Genomic DNA, 20,323 nt, shown 5'->3' with positions numbered 1-20,323 from the left:
GCCAATGAGGGGTCGTACCATGAAATACAAGTTTCTGGCCGTGACACTGGGCGCGCTCTGGCTGGCTGCCAGCGCGAATGCCGCCACCGAGGTGGAGTTCTGGTCCAACAGTCTTTCCCCCAAGTTTGACGGGGTCATGAAGCAACTCACGGCTGAATTCAACGCCTCTCATAAAGACGTGCAGGCCAAATGGGTCGATGTCACCTGGGACACCTATCAAACGCGGCTGATTGCCGCAGTGGCGGCAGGCCGTCAGCCCGGGCTGATCAACATTACCGTGCCGTGGATGACCCAACTGGCCCAGAAAAAGGTCATCCAGCCCATCGACATCAGCAGCTTCTCCGCGGCCTATACCGATGGCGCACTCAAAGACGTGAGCTGGAACGGCAAGACCTGGGGGCTGCCGTGGTACAACCAGGTCCCCATCCTGATTTACAACAAGACGTTGCTGGACAAAGCCGGCATCACCACGCTCCCCCGCAACACCGATGAAATACTGGCCGTCGCCCGCCAGATCAAGCAAAAAACCGGCGTTGCCGGCTACGTGCCGAAAATGAATGAAGAAGGTTTGTTCGGCACCTTCCTGCTGGAAGGACTGCCCATCGTGCAGAATGGCAAAGCCGTCTTCAACAGCCCGCAACACGTGGCCGTGCTGGAAAAATACGCCACCGCCGTCAAGAACGGCAGTGTGCCGCCTGATCTGTTCAAAGACACCTTTGAAGCCGAGATCGCCGGCTTTGGCAGCGGCCGCTACGCCATGATCCTGACCGCACCCTCGGCGCTGATGCGCATCAAGAACGACGCTCCCAGAATCTTTGCCACTACAGGCGTGGCACCGTACCCCAGCAAGATTTTGCCGGGCAACCTGTTCATGTGGTCCATTCCCCAGGGGTATCCGCAAAAAGACGCCGCAGTGGAGCTGGGTAAATTCCTGACCAGTGACAAAGCACAACTGGCGTTTTCCAAGGCCACCGAAACCACACTACCTTCAACGAAAGTGGCCCTGACCGACAGCTATTTCATGAGCGGCCAGAACAGCAAGGATGCCGCCAGCGCCGGCCGGGCCGTGGCCGCCAGCACGGGGGGTGCAGCGCGTACCCTGTCGGTCTCTGATCTACCCGATGAAGCCGGTATGACCAAAGCGCTTTCTACCGCCATGGAAAACGCCGTGAGCGGTCGCCAACCCGCCAGGGCCGCACTGGATGAGGCCGTCAAATACTGGAACGCCCAGTTCGCCGCGGCAGCAAAGAAACAGTAACCCGGCGCAATCTGGCATGCCGGGCGGTATCCGGCATGCCAGGATCAAATACACCTCTGCTTGTGGAACACCCCGCCATGACCACGCTCGTTTTTCTCAACGCCGATTTTGCCCACACCGGCACCCTGCCGGAACTGGCCGCCACCCTCGCGGCATTACCCCAAGCCCGCCACTGTGCGGACGCGACCAGCTTGAGCGCGTTGCTGGGCCAGTCCGGCAAGGGCGACGTGCTGGTTCATCTGCATGGCGCATGGGTGCCACGCGCCGCCTGGGCCCAAATCACGGCTTTTGTGCAACGGGGCGGCAGCCTGATCTGCGTGGGCCGCAATGCGTTCTCCCAACCCGTGGATGAAGATGGTCGCCAGGCAAACCAGGCCGCCTTGTTCCGGGATCTGGATATCCACGAAATCATGGCCGTAGATACGACAGAGGCGGTAGCTCACCGTAGCGGCCCGCAGCACCCCTGGCTGAACCCGTACACCGCTTTGTTCCAGCCACAAAGCGGCACGGACGGCTTCGTGCTCATGCCCACCAAACACAAAGATCAGCCGCAGGATTCCGGCTCCGCCGGCCCGATGGATGCGCGCATTTACCCGCTACTGCAAGCCTGCAATGCAGCGGGTCAGGCCATTGCCAGCCCGGTAGTCATGCTGGAACGCTTGCGCGGCACCGGTGCCGGTTCACGACAGATTTTCATCAATATCACCCCTGACGCCGCGTTCTGGCGAGATGGTGGCCTGGCGTTGCTGGCGCAATTGGCCCGCCATGCCGCAGCGGGCGTCACTGAATGGTGGATCAAGCCGGATTTTGCCTGCTATGAACCCGGCGAAACCGCGACATTAAGCATTCAGGGCGAAGCACTGGGTGTGCAGCGCAACTGGCAAGCCCAACTGACTCTCCGCCACGGCGCGGCCACCGTATGGCAACAGGCATTGAATCTGACCCCGGTCGATGGGACCATGCAGGCACGCATTACGCTGCCTTTTGCCATCGCACCAGGGCTGTACCAGATCGAAGCGGTATTCAGCGCAGATGATGAAGTCCTGACACTGCGCCAGGGCTTCTGGGGGCGTGATGAGGCTTTGCTGCGCGCGGGTTCACCCCTCAAGGCTGGCCGGGATTACTTTGAGCGGGATGGCAAGGCCATGCCCATTGTGGGCATGACCTATATGGCCAGCGACGTGCATCGCAAATTTCTGCAATTACCCAATGTCGCAACGTGGGATGCTGACATGGGAACCCTGGCCGGTATGGGTGTGAACTATCTGCGTACCGGCATCTGGAGCGCCTGGCGGCAGGTGATGTTTGTGGATGGTCACGCCAATGAAGCCGTCTTGCGCGCCATTGACGCGTTCATTCTGACCGCCGCCAGCCACGGGCTGGAAACCTGCTTTACCTTCTTTGCTTTTGCACCAGAAGCCTGGGAAGGCAGCAACCCCTGGCTGGACCCGCGTTCCCGCGCCGCACAAAAACGCTTTTTGCGCAGCATTGTCAGCCGGCACCCGCACACCACCCACGTGCATTGGGACTTGATCAACGAGCCATCCTTGTTTGATCCAGCCCGGATTTTTGTCGGCCCGCGCACCCTGCGGGACCCGCATGAGATCGCCGCCTTTCGGCAATGGCTACAACGACGCGAACCGGACATCACCGTCTGGCAAGCGCGCTGGGATGTCAGCCCGGCGCAACTGTCAGACTGGAGCGCGGTCTTGCCACCCCAGCCAGAAGAAGTGGGCTTCAACAACACGGAAATCTTGCCCAAACAACACGGCATCTGGCTGGACTACAGCCTGTTCAGTCAGGCCATGCTGGCCGAATGGGCCGCAGACCTCACCGCCACCCTGCGTGCAGTCACTCCGCAGGCCATGGTTTGTCTTGGGCAGGATGAAGCGCTGGGGCAACAGCGCCCGCACCCTTTTTTCCACGCGGGCGCGGTGGATTACACCACGGTGCATAGCTGGTGGCTCAATGATGCGCTGGCGTGGGATAGCCTCTTTAGCAAAACGCCGGACAAACCCAGCCTGATCCAGGAAACCGGCATCATGCACGTTGAGCGTCCGGATGGCCGCTCCCGCCGTTCTGAAGCTGAATTGATGGCCCTGCTGGAGCGCAAATACGCCTACGCCTACACCAGCGGCAGCGCTGGCGCCGTGCAGTGGATCTGGAACATCAACTACCACATGGACAATATCAACGAGTCCCACATCGGCGCCTGCCGTGCAGATGGCTCCTTGAAACCGGAAGCGCTGGTCACGCCGCGCTTTGGCCATTTCTTTGCCGGCTTGCCGCTGGATTTTTCCCAGCGCCGCTTGCCACAGACCGCCGTCATCTACCCGTTCAGCAACGATTACAGCAACCGCCGCAGCGCGCTGGAAGCGACCCAGCAACTGGTGCGTAGCTGCTTCTTTGAACTGGGGCTGCCATTACGTGCGGTGAGCGATCTGGACCTGACCAGCCTGTTTGCCGATGTGCCACGCCTGATCTTGCTGCCCTGCCCGCACAACCTGGCGGCAGCCACCTGGCAAGCCCTGACGCAATTGCTGGCACAACATGAGATCACCGTATTGCTGACCGGGCCCGCTACGCTGGATGAATACTGGCAACCCACACCCCGCGCGGGTTTTGCTGCGGCCAGTGTGGGCAACCTGAGTCGGGAAGAAACGCTCGTGCTGGATAACAGCCCGTTGCGCGCCAGTTTTGGCGGCGAAGCCATTGGCCGTTTAAGCCGCGGCCTGTACGAAAACACCGCCAGCGCCGCGTTGATAGAAATCCCCTCTGGCAAAGGCCGTATTTTATGGTGCCCTCTCCCGCTGGAACTCAATCAACGCACCGACACACTGGAAGCGCTTTACCGCAAGGCCATGACCCGCAGTGGCGTCAGCGCGCCCTGGCGCTGGCAAGGTGAGCCACCAGCGGGGATATTCCTGCAGAAACAGGATCTTGCCAACGGCGCATTGTGGATTGCCATCAGCGAAACCAGCCAGGACGCCACCCTGCACTGGACCGACCTGACCACGCAGCGCAGCTATCGCACGCATCTGGCCGCAGGCCGCGCGCTCTTGCTGGCCAGCGATCCGGACGGCAATATCCTGCGTTCGCTGAATAATCAGCCGGTCAGCGTGACGTAGACGTACACCGGTTTGCACTATGCTGCGTTAATCAGCGGCCGCCTCATCCATCAAGGACTTCGCTTGTCGGTCAATATTCGTGATCTTGCCCATGCTGCGGGCGTTTCCGTTGGCACGGTATCGCGCGCACTCAAGCAGCAGCCGGGTCTGTCTGCGCATACGCGTGAGCGTATTGTGCGCCTGGCCGAAACCATGGGCTACGACCATGCCCGGCTGCGCCGCGAGCCCATCCGCAAAGTCTTGTGTTTGCTGCATTTCTCGCACGGGGACCCACTCACCAATCCGTTCTATTCAGAAGTGATCCATGGCGTGCAACTGTACTGCCTGGAACACCGCCTGACCTGTACGGTGATGTCCTTGTTGCCTGGCAAACCCGTCAAGCGCCAGGTCATGCAACATGAACCCGACGCCATCGTCTGCATCGGCTTTTTTGAGCCGGAGACCCTGGCCGTACTGCAAAGCCTGGGCAAGCCGCACATTTTGTCGGATATGAATGCGCCAGACTGGCCCGCCGTCAACACCGACAACCAGCAAGGCGCCTGGCTGGCAACCCGCCATCTGATCGACAGCGGACGTAAACGCATTGCATTTTTGTCCGGCTCGCTGGCGCATTATTCGATCAGGCTGCGGGAGCGTGGCTATCGCCAGGCCTTGTTTGATGCAGGCATTCTGGCCGACCCGGCGCTGGAAGCCTTGATTCCGCCCGGCATGGATATCGCCAGCGGTGCGCCCGTCGCCATGCGCGAGTTGTTGTCATTACCGCAACCACCCGACGCCGTCTTTGCCTACAACGACGCCACCGCATTGGCGGCCATGCAAGTCTGCCGCGAGGCCGGGCTGCGCATTCCAGAGGACATTGCTTTTGTCGGCTTTGACGATCTGGGTGCCGCCAGCGCGGCCACCCCGCCGCTGACCACGCTGGCGGTCGACAAAACCAGCCTGGGTCATGAGGCTATGTCCTTATTACTGGCCGATTCGCGCCCCGATCAACAGCGCTTGCTGCCAGTCAAACTGATCGTGCGTGAAAGCAGCGCGAGTTAAGTGACACGCTTGATGCGTTTGTCTCAGACATAAAAAAACCCCGCGCAAGGCGGGGCAGGAGAATATCCCTGTATAAATGTCTAAGCGTGCTAACAATTAGACCAGTCGATTATGCCTAAAAAATAGACAAATTGCGATACCCCGGGGGTACAAATCAATCACAACCCCATGATTTCATTGAAACCACTGATCTGATACTACTGACACCAAGCGTGGTTTTCCACAGCCTGACGTTAAGCAAACGTCATGTTTGCATGAGTGTGTTTCACTACCCCGGTTTTTACCTGACAGATGAAAACAGTTAAACTTCTTGTTGATTCTGCGTTAAAAATTCAAGCTCAAAGGTAAGTGTCATGCCCAAAAAAGGATCGGAATACGCAGTTGCACACCCGGACGCGGTGTCGCAACGCATCCGCGCCCGACTCACCAAGGCCAAAGCCCGTTTCCACGCCAACGACAACATCGCCGCCTATATCAAGGACGGTGAACTGGATGAACTGCAAGCAGAAGTTGAACTTAAACTGCGCGGCGTGCTGGAAAGCCTGGTGATCGACACCCAGAGCGACCACAACACGCAGGACACCGCGCGGCGCGTAGCCAAGATGTTCATCAAGGAAGTCTTTCACGGCCGCTATCAGCCCATGCCGCCCGTGACCGAGTTCCCCAATGCCGAACGCCTGAACGAACTGATGATCGTCGGCCCGATCACCGTGCGCAGCGCCTGCTCGCACCATCTGTGCCCGATTCTGGGTCGGGTCTGGGTCGGCGTCATGCCCAATGAGCACTCCAACCTGATTGGCCTTTCCAAGTATGTGCGGCTGATTGAGTGGGTAATGAGCCGCCCGCAAATCCAGGAAGAAGCGGTTACCCAGGTGGCCGACTTGCTGCAGTCCCGCTTGCAGCCGGATGGCCTGGCGATTGTCATGGAGGCCGATCATTTCTGCATGCATTGGCGCGGCGTGAAAGACGCCGAGGCCAAGATGACCAACAGCGTCATGCGTGGCGCTTTCCTCAAAGATGCCACGCTGCGGCGTGAGTTTCTGGCGCTGATGCACCGGTAACCTCGGTTTGACCGGCGCACGCTGGCAGATCGAGCTCAAAAGCCTGGCATTTGCCAGGCTTTTTGCTTTCGCCGGCTACAATGACGCCAGAACCCCATGGAGCACGGCATGCTGATTGTGTTTGGCGGATTACCCGGCACGGGCAAAACCACGCTTGCCCGCCTGCTGGCGCAGGAACTGGGCGCCACCTATGTGCGCATCGACACGCTGGAACAGGCGCTGGTCCGTGCTTTTCCGGCGGGCACGCAAATTGGCGCGGCCGGCTACACCGTTGCACACGCCATTGCGGCAGAAAACCTGGCGATCGGGATAACGGTGGTGGTCGACGCCGTCAACGCGCTGGAATTTGTGCGACAAATCTGGCGCGATCTGGCCGCAGAAGCGCACTCGCCCATTTTTGAGGTGGAGTGCATCTGCACGGACCCGGCAGTGCATCGGCAACGCGTCGAAACGCGGACGGCCGATATTTCCGGCCACGCGCAACCGACATGGCAAGAGGTGGAAGCACGCGAGTATGAACCGTGGTTGATGCCGCATCAGCAAATCGACACAGCCATCAACCCGCCCGCCGCCGCGCTGGCCTTGTTACTGGCGCAACTGCGGGCCACCGGCACCATCCCCTCGCCAAACCGGCAGGATTAGGCGCGGATACGCTGCCAGACTTCGTACTCCACCCGTTCGCCATTTTCAAAACGGGCGTTGTGCCATTGATCCCCTTCCAGCCGGGCCTGAAAGACGTAATCGCGCAGCGCGGCGAGCGGGTATGAACCCATGTCCGGGCTTTCTGTATAAACGTCCTTATCAAGGATAAAGCGGCCACTGCCCGCAGACCAGTACGCCCCGTTCTTGTGGGTCACAAAAGTGAAGTACCCGGCGGCGAGCACCTTGCGGGAAGAAATACCATCCAGGTCATAGCGCACCCAGTGGCCGTCTTCCAGGCACTCCCCGGAAACCAGTTGCCATGCACCGTCAAACTCGCTTGCAGTCATGCCACGCCCCTTTCAGGAAAAGATGCGGCTGATTATGCAAACGGCGCGAACTGACCGGCATAAAACCGGCCAAGCCCGGCAAAACGGCTTAACCACGCCGCCGCCAACCGGCCATCACCAGCATGGCCCAGGCCAGCAGAAAACAGAGGCCACCAAAGGGAGTAATGGCACCCAGTGGCCGGATGCCGGTCAGCGCCAGCGCATACAGACTGCCACTGAACAAAATGATGCCGGCCAGCATCAGACCCGCCGCGCGGGACAACAAGGTGACGGAGAAACGCGTCCACAACGCACACAACAGCAGCAAGCCCAAGCCGTGGCTGGCCTGATAGGTCACCCCGGTTTGCCAGATCACCAGCATCTCGGGCGAGAGCACCGTTTTGAGCCCATGCGCGCCAAACGCCCCCGCTGCCACGGCAATAAACATATTGGCCGCGCCGGCCACCAGCATGTGACGATCGTTCAAGCTTGTCTCCCGCAAACGGCGCATGCGCCAGAGCGTCCGATCATAGCGGGGAATGCCGGTGAGTGTTACTGGTAGCCTGATGCCGAGGTATCGACGGTGATATGCCCTAGTACCGCGCCGTTCTTCACGAACAGCAAACTACCTTCATGCAGGTAGAAGGTTTCGTCGTGAGTGTACGCACCCACTTGCGTGGTCTTCACATCGCCCGGCAGACCAATCAAAGACTCCACCTGTTTGCGGCTCATGCCAATGCGCAGTTTGGCAAACTTGCTACCCGGCGCTGGTTTTCCGGTTACCGCAGAGACCGCACTGGCCGGTTTGGCCTTGCGTCGCGCCGGTTTGGCCACCGGCACAGGCGTTGGTATTGGTGTGGGCGTCGGCGTGACTACCGGCACCGGGGCAGAAGCTGGCACAGAAGCCGCCTTGAGTGCGCCCGCCTCGTTGCCCGGCATGGCACAGCCCGCCATCACCGTCATGACCAGCAGCCCGCAGAGAGCCTGATGACGCATACAAGTTCCTGTTTTTAGATTTGATTGTGGACTTTAGCCAGCGCCTGCACACCCTGCAGGCCACCCCGCCCGTGCTGTTTGCTGGCTTGTTACGTCGCGCAAACCAAATATAAGCGAAAAATAATATAGAAACCGCGCGTTCATCCCCCGGCCGCGTCCGTTAATCTGGCTTAACCGGCCTGAAGTTTTCATGCAAGCCAGGCCCTCACGGCAAAAACCCCGGAAACCCGGTGATATCCACCAGCTTTCCGGGGCCCCAACACCGCGTTAGCCGTGTCGCGTACTGACAATCGCCTGCGTCACCGCGGGCGGCGCTTCCGAGTAATGCTTGAACTCCATGGTATAGGTCGCACGCCCCTGCGTGAGCGAACGCAAGGTGGTGGAGTAACCAAACATCTCCGCCAGCGGCACCTCCGCGCGGATCAGCTTGCCACCGCCACCGGCGATATCTTCCATGCCCTGCACCATGCCGCGCCGGGACGACAGATCACCCATCACATTGCCCATGAACTCTTCCGGCGTTTCCACTTCGATCGCCATTGCGGGCTCCAACAACACCGGTCTGGCGCGCCGCATGGCGTCCTTGAACGCCATTGAACCCGCCATACGGAAGGCGTTTTCGTTGGAATCCACGTCGTGATAAGAGCCAAACGTCAGCGTCACTTTCACGTCCACCACCGGATAACCCGCCAGCACCCCGGTAGGAAGCGCCTCGCGAATGCCTTTGTCCACGGCCGGAATGAATTCGCGTGGAATCACCCCACCCTTGATGGCATCAACAAACTCGTAACCCTTGCCTTGCGGCTGCGGCTCCAGCTTGATCACTGCGTGACCATACTGACCGCGCCCGCCTGACTGTTTGACGAATTTGCCTTCGACGTCTTCTACCGTGGCCCGCACGGTTTCGCGGTAAGCCACTTGCGGCTTGCCCACCGTGGCATCCACATGGAACTCCCGCTTCATGCGATCCACCAGGATTTCCAGGTGTAATTCCCCCATCCCTTCAATGATGGTCTGGCCGGATTCTTCATCCGTATGCACACGGAAAGACGGGTCTTCCTGCGCCAGCCGGTTGAGGGCAATCCCCATTTTTTCCTGGTCAGCCTTGGTCTTGGGCTCCACGGCCTGAGAAATCACCGGTTCCGGGAACACCATTTTTTCCAGAATGATGACCTTGTCCGGATCGCTCAGCGTATCGCCTGTCGTTGCCTCTTTCAGCCCCACCGCTGCGGCAATATCCCCGGCATAAACGTCTTTGATCTCCGCCCGGTTATTGGCATGCATCTGCAAAATCCGCCCCAGCCGTTCTTTCTTCTGCTTGGTCGGGTTGTACAAGGTGTCGCCTGAATGGACCACGCCGGAGTAAACACGGAAAAACGTCAATTGCCCCACAAACGGATCGGTCATGATCTTGAAGGCCAGCGCCGAGAAGGGCTCTTCATCACTCGGGTGGCGTTCAATCTCTTGATCGTCTTCGCTGTGCCCCAGAATGGCAGGCACGTCGATGGGTGACGGCAGATAGTCAATCACGGCATCAAGCATGGCTTGCACGCCCTTGTTCTTGAACGCGCTGCCGCACAGCATGGGGACGATCTCGTTCGCTACGGTGCGTTTACGCAGGGCACGCTTGATCTCCTCCTCCGTCAGCGTTTCGCCATTCAGGTATTTATCCAGCAGGCCTTCTTCGGCTTCGGCCGCAGTTTCCACCATCCGGTCATGCCATTCCTGGGCAGACTCACGCAGATCAGCGGGGATCTCTCCATATTCAAAATGCACGCCCTGGCTCACGTCATCCCAGATGATCGCTTTCATTTTCACCAGATCAATCACGCCCTGGAAATGATCTTCCGCGCCGACCGGAATCTGGATGGGCACGGCCACGCCTTTCAGGCGCTCGCCAATCTGGCGCTGCACCCGGAAAAAATCCGCACCGACGCGATCCATCTTGTTCACAAAGGCAATGCGCGGCACCTTGTACTTGTTGGCCTGGCGCCAGACGGTTTCGGACTGGGGCTGCACCCCGCCCACCGAGTCATACACCATGCACGCGCCATCCAGCACCCGCATGGAACGCTCCACCTCGATGGTGAAATCCACATGGCCCGGTGTGTCGATGATGTTGATGCGGTGTTCCGGGTAATTACCCGCCATGCCTTTCCAGAACGCTGTGGTTGCCGCAGAGGTGATGGTGATCCCGCGCTCTTGCTCCTGCTCCATCCAGTCCATGGTGGCCGCGCCATCATGGACTTCACCAATTTTGTGATTCACGCCGGTGTAGAACAGGATGCGCTCGGTGGTTGTGGTCTTACCGGCGTCGATATGTGCGCTGATGCCAATATTGCGATAGCGCTCGATGGGCGTTTTGCGGGACACGGGAACCTCTCACGTTGTAGGCCTGAACTCACCGGCACGACCGCTCGTATCAACGCGCTGCGCCAGCGGCGGCAAAAGCAATGCGACACCACGCTTTAACATAGCGGGTCGCCACCATTCCTGCCGGTTTGCCCACCGGACAAACCTGTCCGGGCCAAGGGATCAAACCAGGCAGGATGATCTAGCGTGCGGGTTTATGGCAATTGTATATACAACCAGAAACCCCTGAAATGCACGCCTTGTGCTGTTGCCTGCCCTCACAGTAATCAGGGCGGCATTGCCAGAAATCAACCACACTGCCAGCAGGGCAAACCTGACACGGAAACCAGCATGCGCCAGACCCTTCATCTGCAACCCGGCCACTTCACCCTGCGCGACCTGCGCCAACTCTGGCTTGCACCCCAAACGCTGCAACTGGATGAATCCGCCTGGCCTGCCATGCAATCTTCTGCCGACGTGGTCGCCCGTATTTTTGGCAAAGGCCAGGCGGCCTACGGCATCAACACCGGCTTTGGCAAACTGGCGCACACGCGCATTCCGGATGAACAATTGGAAGAACTGCAGCGCAACCTGATCTTGTCGCACTCCGTCGGCGTGGGCGAGGCCCTCAGCCCCGCCGTAGCACGCCTTGTGATGGCGCTTAAAATTGGCAGTCTGGCGCGGGGCTTTTCCGGCGTGCGGCCGCTGGTGGTAGAAACGCTGCTGGCCATATTCAACGCCGGCATCGTGCCGCATATTCCGGCCAAGGGTTCAGTGGGTGCGTCGGGAGATCTGGCGCCGCTGTCGCACATGACGCTGACGCTGATGGGCGAAGGCGATGCATGGGTTGATGGCGCACGCGTCCCTGCCTCCCAAGCCCTGGCCGATGCAGGTATTACACCACTGCGTCTGGCCGCCAAGGAGGGTCTGGCACTCATTAACGGCACCCAGGTTTCAACCGCACTGACCCTCAACGGTCTATTCCTGGCCGAGCGCGTCTTTACCGCCGCCACCCTTTCTGGCGCACTGTGCATTGACGCCGCCCGTGGCAGCGATGCGCCGTTTGACGCGCGCATTCATGCCGTACGCGGCCAGCCTGGCCAGATCAAACTGGCCCATATCTATCGTGAGTTGCTGGTAGGCAGTGTGATCCGCCACTCTCATCTGGAGAACGATGAGCGCGTGCAAGACCCGTATAGCCTGCGCTGCCAGCCGCAGGTGATGGGAGCCTGTTACGACCTGATCAACCAGGCCGCCCGCACCTTGCTGATTGAGGCCAACGCTGTCACCGACAACCCGCTGGTGTTTGCCGGCGAACAGGGCGAGCCCGATGCGGTACTGTCTGGCGGCAACTTCCACGCCGAGCCCGTCGCCTTTGCGGCCGACACACTGGCACTGGCAATTGCTGAAATCGGCGCCCTGTCTGAACGCCGCATCGCACTGCTGATTGACGCCTCACTTTCGGGCTTGCCACCGTTCCTTGTCAACGCGCCTGGCTTGAACTCGGGCTTCATGATTGCCCATGTCACCGCGGCTGCGCTGGCCTCTGAAAACAAGACCCTGGCGCATCCGGCCAGTGTGGACAGCCTGCCCACCTCCGCCAACCAGGAAGACCATGTCAGCATGGCCACCTTTGCCGGCCGGCGTTTGCATGACATCGCCCAGAACACGGCAACCGTGGTCGGAATCGAGCTGCTGGCTGCCGCGCAAGGAGTGGACTTTCATCACCCACTGGCGACTTCACCTCGCCTGCAGCAAACCCACAGCACCCTGCGCGACAAGGTGTCGTTCTATGACAAAGACCGTCTGTTTGCACCGGATATCGATGCCGCAACCGAACTGGTATTGAGCGGCAGACTGACCCTTGGCAATACCGATCTGCTGGACCCGTTGTTCGACTGAACACTCATCCCAATCAACAAAAAAAGCCGGTCCCTTATGAGGGTGCCGGCTTTTTGTTTGCCCTGCTTGCGCAAATCGGGCTGCGCTGATTACAGGTGAACCATCAACTGATCAATCAGCTCACCCATGGTGACACCCCGCTCTGCGGCACGCTGACGCAGCAGGCGGCGCGTTCGCTCATCTACCACAGCATTGAGCTGCACTGGCACCTGCACACTGGCCACATCGCTCGACAACAAGGCGCTCTGCATCCGCAGTTGACGACTACGACGCTTGCGCTCCGCCGCCGTCATCGGCCGGGTTCCCACGCAGGGCCGCCCGCGCCGCAACATCATGGAAAGACCCGGCAGCTCAGCGGTCATCGTATCGGCAGCTTGCTTCATGATCAGTCTCCTTATGTGACTAGCGAACAAAATTAATATGGACAAATTATGTGACAAGTCACAAAATAAAGCAAGCTTTTTATGCAAAACGCATCGAGAAAACCGGGGTTTTGTGACCGCAGGCGCTGGCAGTCGCATCTCGCGTCACAAAAGAAGTTTCTGCAACAAAAACAAGAAGTTGGGAAAACGTGACCACGAGAAATACGAATGGGGTATTTCGTGACCATAGGCAGAGGCGACGTCCTATCCTTTGCGTGACTTGCCGCCAAACCCGGCCAGCCAACACAACGTGACTAGCCGCCATTTGTTCAACCACAGCGAGATTTCACTGTGTGACTAGCCGCGTTTTCCGGACAATCCAGACACTTCGCCCCACCCGGAAAACCCGCAGCACCCGCAAAACTGCAGCACCTGTAACTTGCCGCTATCACAAGGTTCGGGTAGAGTTCGGGCTCTGTTGCGGGCGTCGTATAATGGTAATACCCAAGCTTCCCAAGCTTGTGCCGTGGGTTCGATTCCCATCGCCCGCTCCACGAACAAATAAGCGCTCGGCGTCGTTAGGCGGTGCCGGGCGCTTCGTTTATGCGGGCTTCAGTGGTGTTTGCTCCGCCCAGCGCCGCCACGCGCCGCCCTTGTTTTCGCAAAAAATTCGCACGCATTTCGCACATTTTTCGCACAGAATTTTCAGGCCAAACCATTGCGCAGAGGCCAACCACTTAATGCGTTTTGTGGCAGAATTTCGGCCTTCCTGAAGATAGCCTTAGATCGTGTAATCCGAAAAATTTGGAAACATATCTTTTCTAAACATGAAAAAACCCACCCGAAAACAGTGCGAATATATGCTGCGTGTTCGCGCAGGGAGGGAGGGCCGCCGGCTTCGACGCTGCGAGAAGTACCGCATCCGCATCGAGCGACAGCCAGGTCGACCTGCACGAATAATGGCGCCGCAGATATTCCATCTGTCCTCAGCACGCTGGCGAACCGCACTGGTTGGAGTGATTGGCCAGTTAAGGCGGCTTGTAAGACAGGGCCCGCCAAAGATCATCATTGATTTTTCGATCACTAAGCATCTTCACCCCTGCGGAACGCTACTGTTCGTTTCCGAACTGGACCGACTGCAAAGAGAGTTTGCCGGTGTCATACGCTGCAACTACCCCAAAGACGATGTAGTTGAGCAGCTCTTCCAACACATTGGTCTCCTTCAAAAACTTGGCAGAACGCCACGCAAGGAGATAACGGCTGGCAACGTAACCCCATGGCACTTTGAATCGGGCCATGAGATTGATGCATCGAAATTCGCCTCCATGTTTGAAGACTATGCAGGCAGCCTTTGGCAAAGCGATCGGCGCGATTTATGGGTCGGGATGCAAGAGGCAATGGCAAACTGCATTGAGCATGCCTATACCGAGGAGCGAGGCGATGGACTCCCCTCTCGAAAACGATGGTGGATGTTTGCCCGTGAAGAAAGCGGAATGCTGTCCGTTGCTTTGTGTGATCTTGGGATCGGAATACAGCGATCGTTACCCAAAAACCCAGAAGCTGCGGGGTTCATACAGCAAATCGTTAATGTAGTTACTGGACAGCGAAAGACACCGGAAGCAAAACACATCAAAGCCGCTATCGAGTATGGCAAGACGAGGACCAAGGACCGGCATCGTGGCAAGGGCCTTGGACAGATTTTCGGATTTGTGGAACGATCCCCTGACAGCTCGCTCAGAATCATGAGCAACAAAGGGATTTACACTTTTGCACCGGAGAGACGTACTGGTGAAGAGCGTGTTGAGCATTTCGCTGACTATAATGACAGCATTGAAGGTACACTGATTCAGTGGAGAATCCCGCTAAAAGCCGGAGATCCAATATGAGCACACAAATGATTTCGATTGCACGAGACTTTTCTCCTTATCCAGCCGGTCGGTACGCGGCTGACGGCCCGCATTCTGGGCAAGCTTTTCGCGAGCAACTTCTGTTGCCTGCTCTGGCAGCCGCTCGTTCTGAGGTTGTAGTGGAACTTGATGGAGTCCTGGGGTACGGATCCTCCTTCCTTGAGGAGGCATTTGGTGGCTTGGTGCGTGTTGGACACCTTTCGGTAGGTTCGCTTAAAAAACACCTCAAAATACGAACAAGTGACCCTTCCTACGCCGACGAAATTTGGGAATACATCGAAAACGCTGGCGACGCGCTGAATGTTGGGAATGCCCGCTAGTTCTTGCGCAATCGCGACAGGTGACTCGATAAAGGCAATCGGCCAAGTCGTCACTTGGATACTGGTATTCGTCGGATGGAAAGTGGTATCTGGCGGCAACGACCGCAGAGAACGCCGCAAGGAAGTGCGAAGTGTGCTCAATGACGTCAACAAGCGCATTGAGACCCTGCATCAGAATGCAATCAAGTACTTCATGACGGATCCGGTCGACACTGCGGAGTGTGAGAAGCTTGCCCTCGGCATAATCGATGACATGGATCGTCTAAGCACGTTGGTGTCGGTGGTTTTGCCAGGACTGCAGAAAACATTTAAAAACGCGTCGGGTCCAATCAGGAAATTTCGTCAAGCCGTTACGGGCGGAAATTTCCAAAGTAAGGCCCGCGCAATAACGCCCCCCACCGACCCTCTTTATGCTGCGATCGCCAATGCTGAAAAGCAGCTAATAGTCGCGCTTGAGCAAACATTCGCCTCTTCCTACAAAAGGTAATGCGTGCTCCCGGCAGTTCTCCGACCAGGCCGTTTACACGTAGTGGCAAGAACGGAACAGCCCGCCAGTAGCACTAGTTCACCAATCTACTGGCCATGGCTTTAGGGGACTGGTCGCCGACCATACCCATCAGCCATCTGGGCCAAGCGGTTCCGATTCAGATTGATCTGACTCAAAGCCTCCCGTTTTTCGGCTGGCGATAGATTCGGATCGTTGGTGATCCGTTTGCCCTGCAAGGTCAGTCGCTCGATATTGCGGCCAATACTGTTGTACACAACCCGCTGGCGCATCTCGTTGCCGCTGGCCAATTCCTGGGCTTTCTCGATATCGCCCACCTTGCGCGCATCCGAGTAGGTGGCATACACCTGATCAAGCCGCGACTGCTGGTCATAGAAGCGTTGCAAGTACTTTCCCTGCCCCGCGTTCGCCGACTTCACAAAGTCACCGATCCCGAACATGTTTTCCGGCTGACTGAAATCCCGGTCTGGTCGCGCCGGCAAACTCAACGCCGGCCGCGCCATCAGATCGCTGACATTGAGTGCCTGAATGCCAAGCCAGCCAAAGTACCCGGACACCAGATGCTCAATGCGTTGCGGCGAGTAGTTCAGGGCCCGACCCAAGGCGATGGCGCCGGCACTGGTTTGCGGCCCATAGCGATCAGCATCAGGCAGCTTCTGTTGACTCGGGCTGTCGATGGCGCGGTCCCGGAACGAGTCGTAGTTGTAACTCGCCTCAAGTCCCGGGCGGATCGCCTGGGGAATCGGGTTCATGGCCAACTGATCGACCAGCAGCCCCGTCAGCGTTTTGGCAAAGTCGTGTGCCTGATAGTCATTGCCAGCTACTGCCAGTTCGGTACACCACCCACGTCATTGGTCGCGGAAGCTGCAATCACGTCACGCATAAGGTTGCGGACACGGAAAGTCGGGCTGAGCGTTACCCCAAAAGTCAGCGCATGCTTGAATGAACGCATCGCCTGCATGGCCGGGTTGTTCCAGTCCGGCTGATGCAGCATGGTTAGAGCGCTCAGCACAAAGGGATCATGCACCCGGTAAGCTTTCGCCGTGGTCCGCTGGTGGGGCTGACGTAGGTTCAGTCCAGTCGGCCCGCTCAATCCCTGGTTTTTCAGGGGCCTTCCCTGCGGACCCAACCTCATCCCGAACATTTCCCTTGTCAGACAGCGAGTTAGGCTTTACGCTCTCGTTACTGGTCTGGTCCGCAATTCGACTAGCAGGGCGTGGGTTCAGCCTCGAAACCCCACCCGACTCTGGGATTTCCTCAAATCCACTGGCGGACCGGTTCGCTGACAATCGTGTAGTGGGGGTTTCGGCGCCTTTCTCTGACCCGGAAAGAGCCGATGAGTATTGTGGACTTTGTTCCAGATTACGGGGGCGCCCACTCCAGACCAGTTTCCCCTCTTTCTTTGCCTCGTAAGCGGTTACTACCGAATAGTGATCGCCATCGTTACGCAGTTCCAGGAAGGCGCTTCCGCCCGGCAATCCACGGGCGTGCGCCACCAGCCGTCGCCCATCTCCAATATCGTAAACGTCGGTGACACGACTTAGAATTGAGTCAACATACTGCTCAGCAGTCATCCCCAGCTTTGCCAGTTGCGCCCGGTGGGACTCTTCAATGTGCGCAAGCCCAAAGCCTCTGTTTTGCCCAAAGTGCTTCCCGTTGGCTACACGGATTGGCGCTGCAGGAAATACCCCTTTAGTCCGTTGCTCCACCTCCTTGGGAATGCTACCCCAATCGGGAGAGCCATCACGCAAGACAAAATCAGTTGGACGCTGACTTTTTCTGGAGTATTGAAATTCCCGTACAGCGCTGTTTCCCGCTTGGTTTGCAGGCTCTTCCGCTGTTAGGCTGGAATCGGAGGTGGCCGGCACTTCAGGCGCAATTTCCGTCCGGTCTGTCACGCCTGTTTGTGGTTGCTCAGTTTCCTTCGGACTCTGGCTGGCCGGCTCCTCCCTGATTTCCCCGGGCCGGATCCTGATGCCTTGCCCTTGAGGCACACCTTGGGCAGCCTCGTACTTCCGCACCTGACCCGCAAAGGGAACCAATTGCGGATGGCGGGCAACTTCATTACCGGCGCTATCCCGAGCAACAAAATCAGTGCCTTCTTTCGCAAGCGTGAGGCCAGGTGTTTTATCGCCGGCACCAGAAACAATTTGCCCCGCTGGTGGCGGGGCGGTTGTTCCTTCCGGTGCTGCAGATGGCGTCGTAACTTGATCTGTGGGTGGCGGGCTCTCGCGCGGAGCAGTTGGAATATCTTCAGGCTTCGTTACAACGCCGTCGTATTTGCGCGCCACAGGCCAGACGGGATTCTTGGTGTTGCCCTCTTTGAGCCACTGCTTGAACGCGCCAGAATCCATCTCGGTAACGCGGCCCATGCCCTGCCAGTCCGGCGCATAGCTGGCACGGTAGCCATCGGCGGCGCTCTGCAGGTCGTCAAACCCCATCATGACCTTGTGCTCATCAAACTTGCCGGTCTGTGGGTTTTGCTGGTCAACCACAAACACCTTACCACTATCTGGATTGGGGCCAATGAAAGTATCAATGTGGTCACCATCCTTACCGACAGTCCCCTTGATGTACCCATAGTGGTGGGGCATCTGGGTTTCCCATGGCTGCCCATTGGGGTCTACTCCGCTCCGTACCGAGTCGCGCGGGTTCTCAATGCTGATATCCAGCCCATGCAACCGGATATGACCCTTCTGGTAATTGCCTGCCTCTTGCTGGGCCTCCGTGGGCTCTGGGAGATCGTTATATGGGCTGGTCGCAGCTTCATGTGCTTGGCTATCCAGAGGAGCGTCTGCGCTGTCAGCCTGTACGGCCTGCTCGATCGGCTCCACAGTATTGTTGGCAACACGCTCCATCTGCTCGGCCGCCAGCAAGGGGCGTTCCGTGCCATCAGGATTTGTGGTGTACAACGGGTTGCCATTGGCATCAGTAGCCGGCTCGTTCAGCGCAGCGCTGATATCTGCCTGTCGCGCTTTGGCTGCCTTGGTGTTTGGCTCGGTCACACCGACCGCACTATTGATCGCTTCGGGCGACATCCGGACGGCCGTTTCAAGCGGCCCAGGTGCAGGTGCAGACGGAACTTGCTGGAGCGCCTGCTGTTGAGCCTCGTATTGCGCGCGGCCATCACGGACGGACTGGGCCCGTCGCAGGGCCGCGTAATCCTCAAGTGGATCGCCGACGGCACTGCCATCGCCAACCTGCAAGCCAGACTCAGGTACTGCAGGAATCTGAAGTGGTTCGCTTTGATCGGGCTGAAGCCCCTGTTGCTGAGCCTCGTAGTTGGCTCGATCTTCCTGGATTTTCTGGGCACGCTGCAGAGCCGCATATTCAGCAGCGGGATCACCGATGTCGCCACCCTGCCCCATCTGCAAGCCTGATTCCGGCGTAGCCGGAATTTGTAGCGGCGCTGCCTCTGTTACCTCTGGCGTCGCGGCAGGATGATTGCCATGGATAACGCCGCCAACAGCACCAGGAATGCCGCCCTGCAGCGCTCCGGCCGCCGCCGCATCGATATAGGCTTGAGTTGCATCACCATCAGTCAGGCTTTTACCAGCGCCATAGCGCTCAGCAGCAACCTGGCCTGCGCCGGTCAGACCCGCACCAGCACCAGTAACTCCAGCAGTCTTCAGCGCACGCGCAGCCACACCACCCGTTGCGCCTGCGCCATGAGTGAGCGCATCAAGCCCAAGTTTCTCAGCCGCAAACTGTAGACCACCAGCGGCAACGCCCGCAGCACCAACCCTGGCGAGATCAACAGGCTGGCCGTTGGCGTCTTGGGTGGCCTGACCATATACATTGCCGGTTTCCTTGGTTACTGCCGGCACCGCCATGCCTACTGCAGCACCCACTTTCTTTGCCAGAGCCTGCTCTGCGAGCTGCTTTGTCGCAGCTTCTGCCGCATCTCCAGCCAGTTGGCGCTTCGCCACCACTTCGGCAGCATCCTTAATGGCAGCTTTGACAGCGCCCTTGGCGACTACACCGCCGATCGTACCGGCCGCAGTGCCAGCACCGGGCACCGCTGACCCCAACGCGGCGCCGGCAAGAGCAGTCGCGGCTGTTTCACCAATGTTGCCCACCGCCTGCCCAGCCTGATACTTGGCCCAGTTCACCAGGTTGCCATCGTTACCTTGAAGTGCACCGGACAATGAATCGCTGGCGTGACCCGTGGCTGCAACTTCGTCATTACCCTCTTTGAACTTCTGGAGGCCATAGTCACGGACAGCGCCACCAGCATCAATACCTGCGCGCTGCGCCGCATCACCGAGGTAGGCCAGCGCACCACCAAGCAGAGACTTAGTTTGGGGAATGTAATCCTCAACGCCTCGCACGAAATCAGAGCGAGGAGCACCCTGATCCAGCCCATGAAAAATACTTACCGGTGAATTTGAAGGCTGCTGCGGCTGATCTTGTGCGGAAGAATCAGGCAGCAAGCCGTGAAAAATATCTACCATATTGCACTCCTGCGGGCATAAAAAAACCCGCCTATGGCGGGTTTAAGATTTTGGGTGACCGAGTCACGA

The 20,323-nt window shown here is 58.5% G+C and carries 17 protein-coding genes and 1 tRNA gene; 10 read left to right on the top strand and 8 right to left on the bottom strand.

Translation table 11 applies throughout. The features are described from left to right. Positions 1-19 precede the first annotated feature (19 nt). The 5 genes from HNQ50_RS04055 to HNQ50_RS04035 all read left to right on the top strand — a co-directional run bounded on the left by HNQ50_RS04055 (position 20) and on the right by HNQ50_RS04035 (position 7,130). On the top strand, positions 20-1,258 hold the full coding sequence (locus HNQ50_RS04055) for an ABC transporter substrate-binding protein (RefSeq protein ID WP_184097794.1): 1,239 nt from the start codon (positions 20-22) through the stop codon (positions 1,256-1,258). 77 nt (positions 1,259-1,335) lie between these two features. Then, a complete protein-coding gene (locus HNQ50_RS04050) occupies positions 1,336-4,386 on the top strand; it encodes a beta-galactosidase (protein WP_184097792.1) in 3,051 nt (1,016 codons plus the stop codon). A gap of 63 nt (positions 4,387-4,449) precedes the next feature. Then, positions 4,450-5,427 (top strand): LacI family DNA-binding transcriptional regulator, encoded by a 978-nt coding sequence (locus tag HNQ50_RS04045; RefSeq protein WP_184097790.1) that lies wholly within the window; start codon positions 4,450-4,452, stop codon positions 5,425-5,427. A 353-nt stretch (positions 5,428-5,780) separates the two neighbouring features. Next, positions 5,781-6,488, top strand: a complete 708-nt coding sequence (folE, locus tag HNQ50_RS04040) for a GTP cyclohydrolase I (RefSeq protein ID WP_184097788.1) — start codon at positions 5,781-5,783, stop codon at positions 6,486-6,488. A 108-nt stretch (positions 6,489-6,596) separates the two neighbouring features. Further along, positions 6,597-7,130: a P-loop nucleotide/nucleoside kinase family protein gene (locus tag HNQ50_RS04035; RefSeq protein ID WP_184097786.1), complete on the top strand. Its 534-nt coding sequence runs from the start codon at positions 6,597-6,599 to the stop codon at positions 7,128-7,130. On the opposite strand, the gene HNQ50_RS04030 is transcribed toward HNQ50_RS04035, so the two are convergent. From HNQ50_RS04030 to fusA, 4 genes are all read right to left on the bottom strand, one after another. After that, on the bottom strand, positions 7,127-7,477 hold the full coding sequence (locus HNQ50_RS04030) for a hypothetical protein (protein ID WP_184097784.1): 351 nt from the start codon (positions 7,475-7,477) through the stop codon (positions 7,127-7,129). The two genes, HNQ50_RS04035 and HNQ50_RS04030, sit on opposite strands and share 4 nt — an antisense overlap. 88 nt (positions 7,478-7,565) lie before the next feature. Next, complete coding sequence (locus HNQ50_RS04025; RefSeq protein WP_184097782.1) at positions 7,566-7,943, bottom strand: DUF423 domain-containing protein; 378 nt, start codon at positions 7,941-7,943, stop codon at positions 7,566-7,568. A gap of 65 nt (positions 7,944-8,008) precedes the next feature. Next, positions 8,009-8,452, bottom strand: a complete 444-nt coding sequence (locus tag HNQ50_RS04020) for a hypothetical protein (RefSeq protein WP_184097957.1) — start codon at positions 8,450-8,452, stop codon at positions 8,009-8,011. A gap of 267 nt (positions 8,453-8,719) precedes the next feature. Further along, positions 8,720-10,825 (bottom strand): elongation factor G, encoded by a 2,106-nt coding sequence (gene fusA, locus HNQ50_RS04015; protein WP_184097780.1) that lies wholly within the window; start codon positions 10,823-10,825, stop codon positions 8,720-8,722. 330 nt (positions 10,826-11,155) lie between these two features. Here fusA and hutH point away from each other — a divergent pair, with 330 nt between their 5' ends. Continuing rightward, complete coding sequence (gene hutH, locus HNQ50_RS04010) at positions 11,156-12,706, top strand: histidine ammonia-lyase (protein ID WP_184097778.1); 1,551 nt, start codon at positions 11,156-11,158, stop codon at positions 12,704-12,706. 89 nt (positions 12,707-12,795) lie between these two features. Here hutH and HNQ50_RS04005 read toward each other — a convergent pair whose 3' ends face one another. Beyond that, positions 12,796-13,089 carry a hypothetical protein gene (locus tag HNQ50_RS04005; RefSeq protein ID WP_184097776.1) on the bottom strand — a complete coding sequence of 98 codons (294 nt, stop codon included), beginning with the start codon at positions 13,087-13,089 and terminating at the stop codon, positions 12,796-12,798. 459 nt (positions 13,090-13,548) lie between these two features. Here HNQ50_RS04005 and HNQ50_RS04000 point away from each other — a divergent pair. The 4 genes from HNQ50_RS04000 (at position 13,549) to HNQ50_RS03985 (ending at position 15,782) form a co-directional block, all read left to right on the top strand. Continuing rightward, a tRNA-Gly gene (locus HNQ50_RS04000) sits at positions 13,549-13,622 on the top strand. A gap of 405 nt (positions 13,623-14,027) precedes the next feature. After that, positions 14,028-14,954, top strand: a complete 927-nt coding sequence (locus tag HNQ50_RS03995; protein ID WP_184097774.1) for a hypothetical protein — start codon at positions 14,028-14,030, stop codon at positions 14,952-14,954. Beyond that, positions 14,951-15,295 carry an STAS-like domain-containing protein gene (locus HNQ50_RS03990; protein WP_184097772.1) on the top strand — a complete coding sequence of 115 codons (345 nt, stop codon included), beginning with the start codon at positions 14,951-14,953 and terminating at the stop codon, positions 15,293-15,295. The genes HNQ50_RS03995 and HNQ50_RS03990 overlap by 4 nt, the downstream gene beginning before the upstream one ends. After that, positions 15,285-15,782 (top strand): hypothetical protein, encoded by a 498-nt coding sequence (locus HNQ50_RS03985; protein ID WP_184097770.1) that lies wholly within the window; start codon positions 15,285-15,287, stop codon positions 15,780-15,782. Before HNQ50_RS03990 ends, HNQ50_RS03985 begins: the two co-directional genes overlap by 11 nt. A gap of 101 nt (positions 15,783-15,883) precedes the next feature. On the opposite strand, the gene HNQ50_RS03980 is transcribed toward HNQ50_RS03985, so the two are convergent. The 3 genes from HNQ50_RS03980 to HNQ50_RS03970 are packed head-to-tail and all read right to left on the bottom strand — an operon-like array spanning position 15,884 to position 20,254. After that, the gene (locus tag HNQ50_RS03980; protein ID WP_505965932.1) at positions 15,884-16,582 is read right to left on the bottom strand and encodes an LPD38 domain-containing protein; all 699 of its coding nucleotides are present in this window, start codon (positions 16,580-16,582) and stop codon (positions 15,884-15,886) included. A 38-nt stretch (positions 16,583-16,620) separates the two neighbouring features. Further along, positions 16,621-16,812, bottom strand: a complete 192-nt coding sequence (locus HNQ50_RS03975) for a hypothetical protein (RefSeq protein ID WP_184097766.1) — start codon at positions 16,810-16,812, stop codon at positions 16,621-16,623. A 7-nt stretch (positions 16,813-16,819) separates the two neighbouring features. Continuing rightward, a complete protein-coding gene (locus HNQ50_RS03970; protein ID WP_184097764.1) occupies positions 16,820-20,254 on the bottom strand; it encodes a pyrophosphatase-like OB fold-containing protein in 3,435 nt (1,144 codons plus the stop codon). Positions 20,255-20,323 lie beyond the last annotated feature (69 nt).

The organism is Silvimonas terrae (assembly GCF_014202765.1).
GTDB classification, from domain to species: Bacteria; Pseudomonadota; Gammaproteobacteria; order Burkholderiales; family Chitinibacteraceae; genus Silvimonas; species Silvimonas terrae.
Note: the sequence above shows the minus strand (reverse complement) of the source record. Positions and strands in the feature narration are given on the sequence as shown.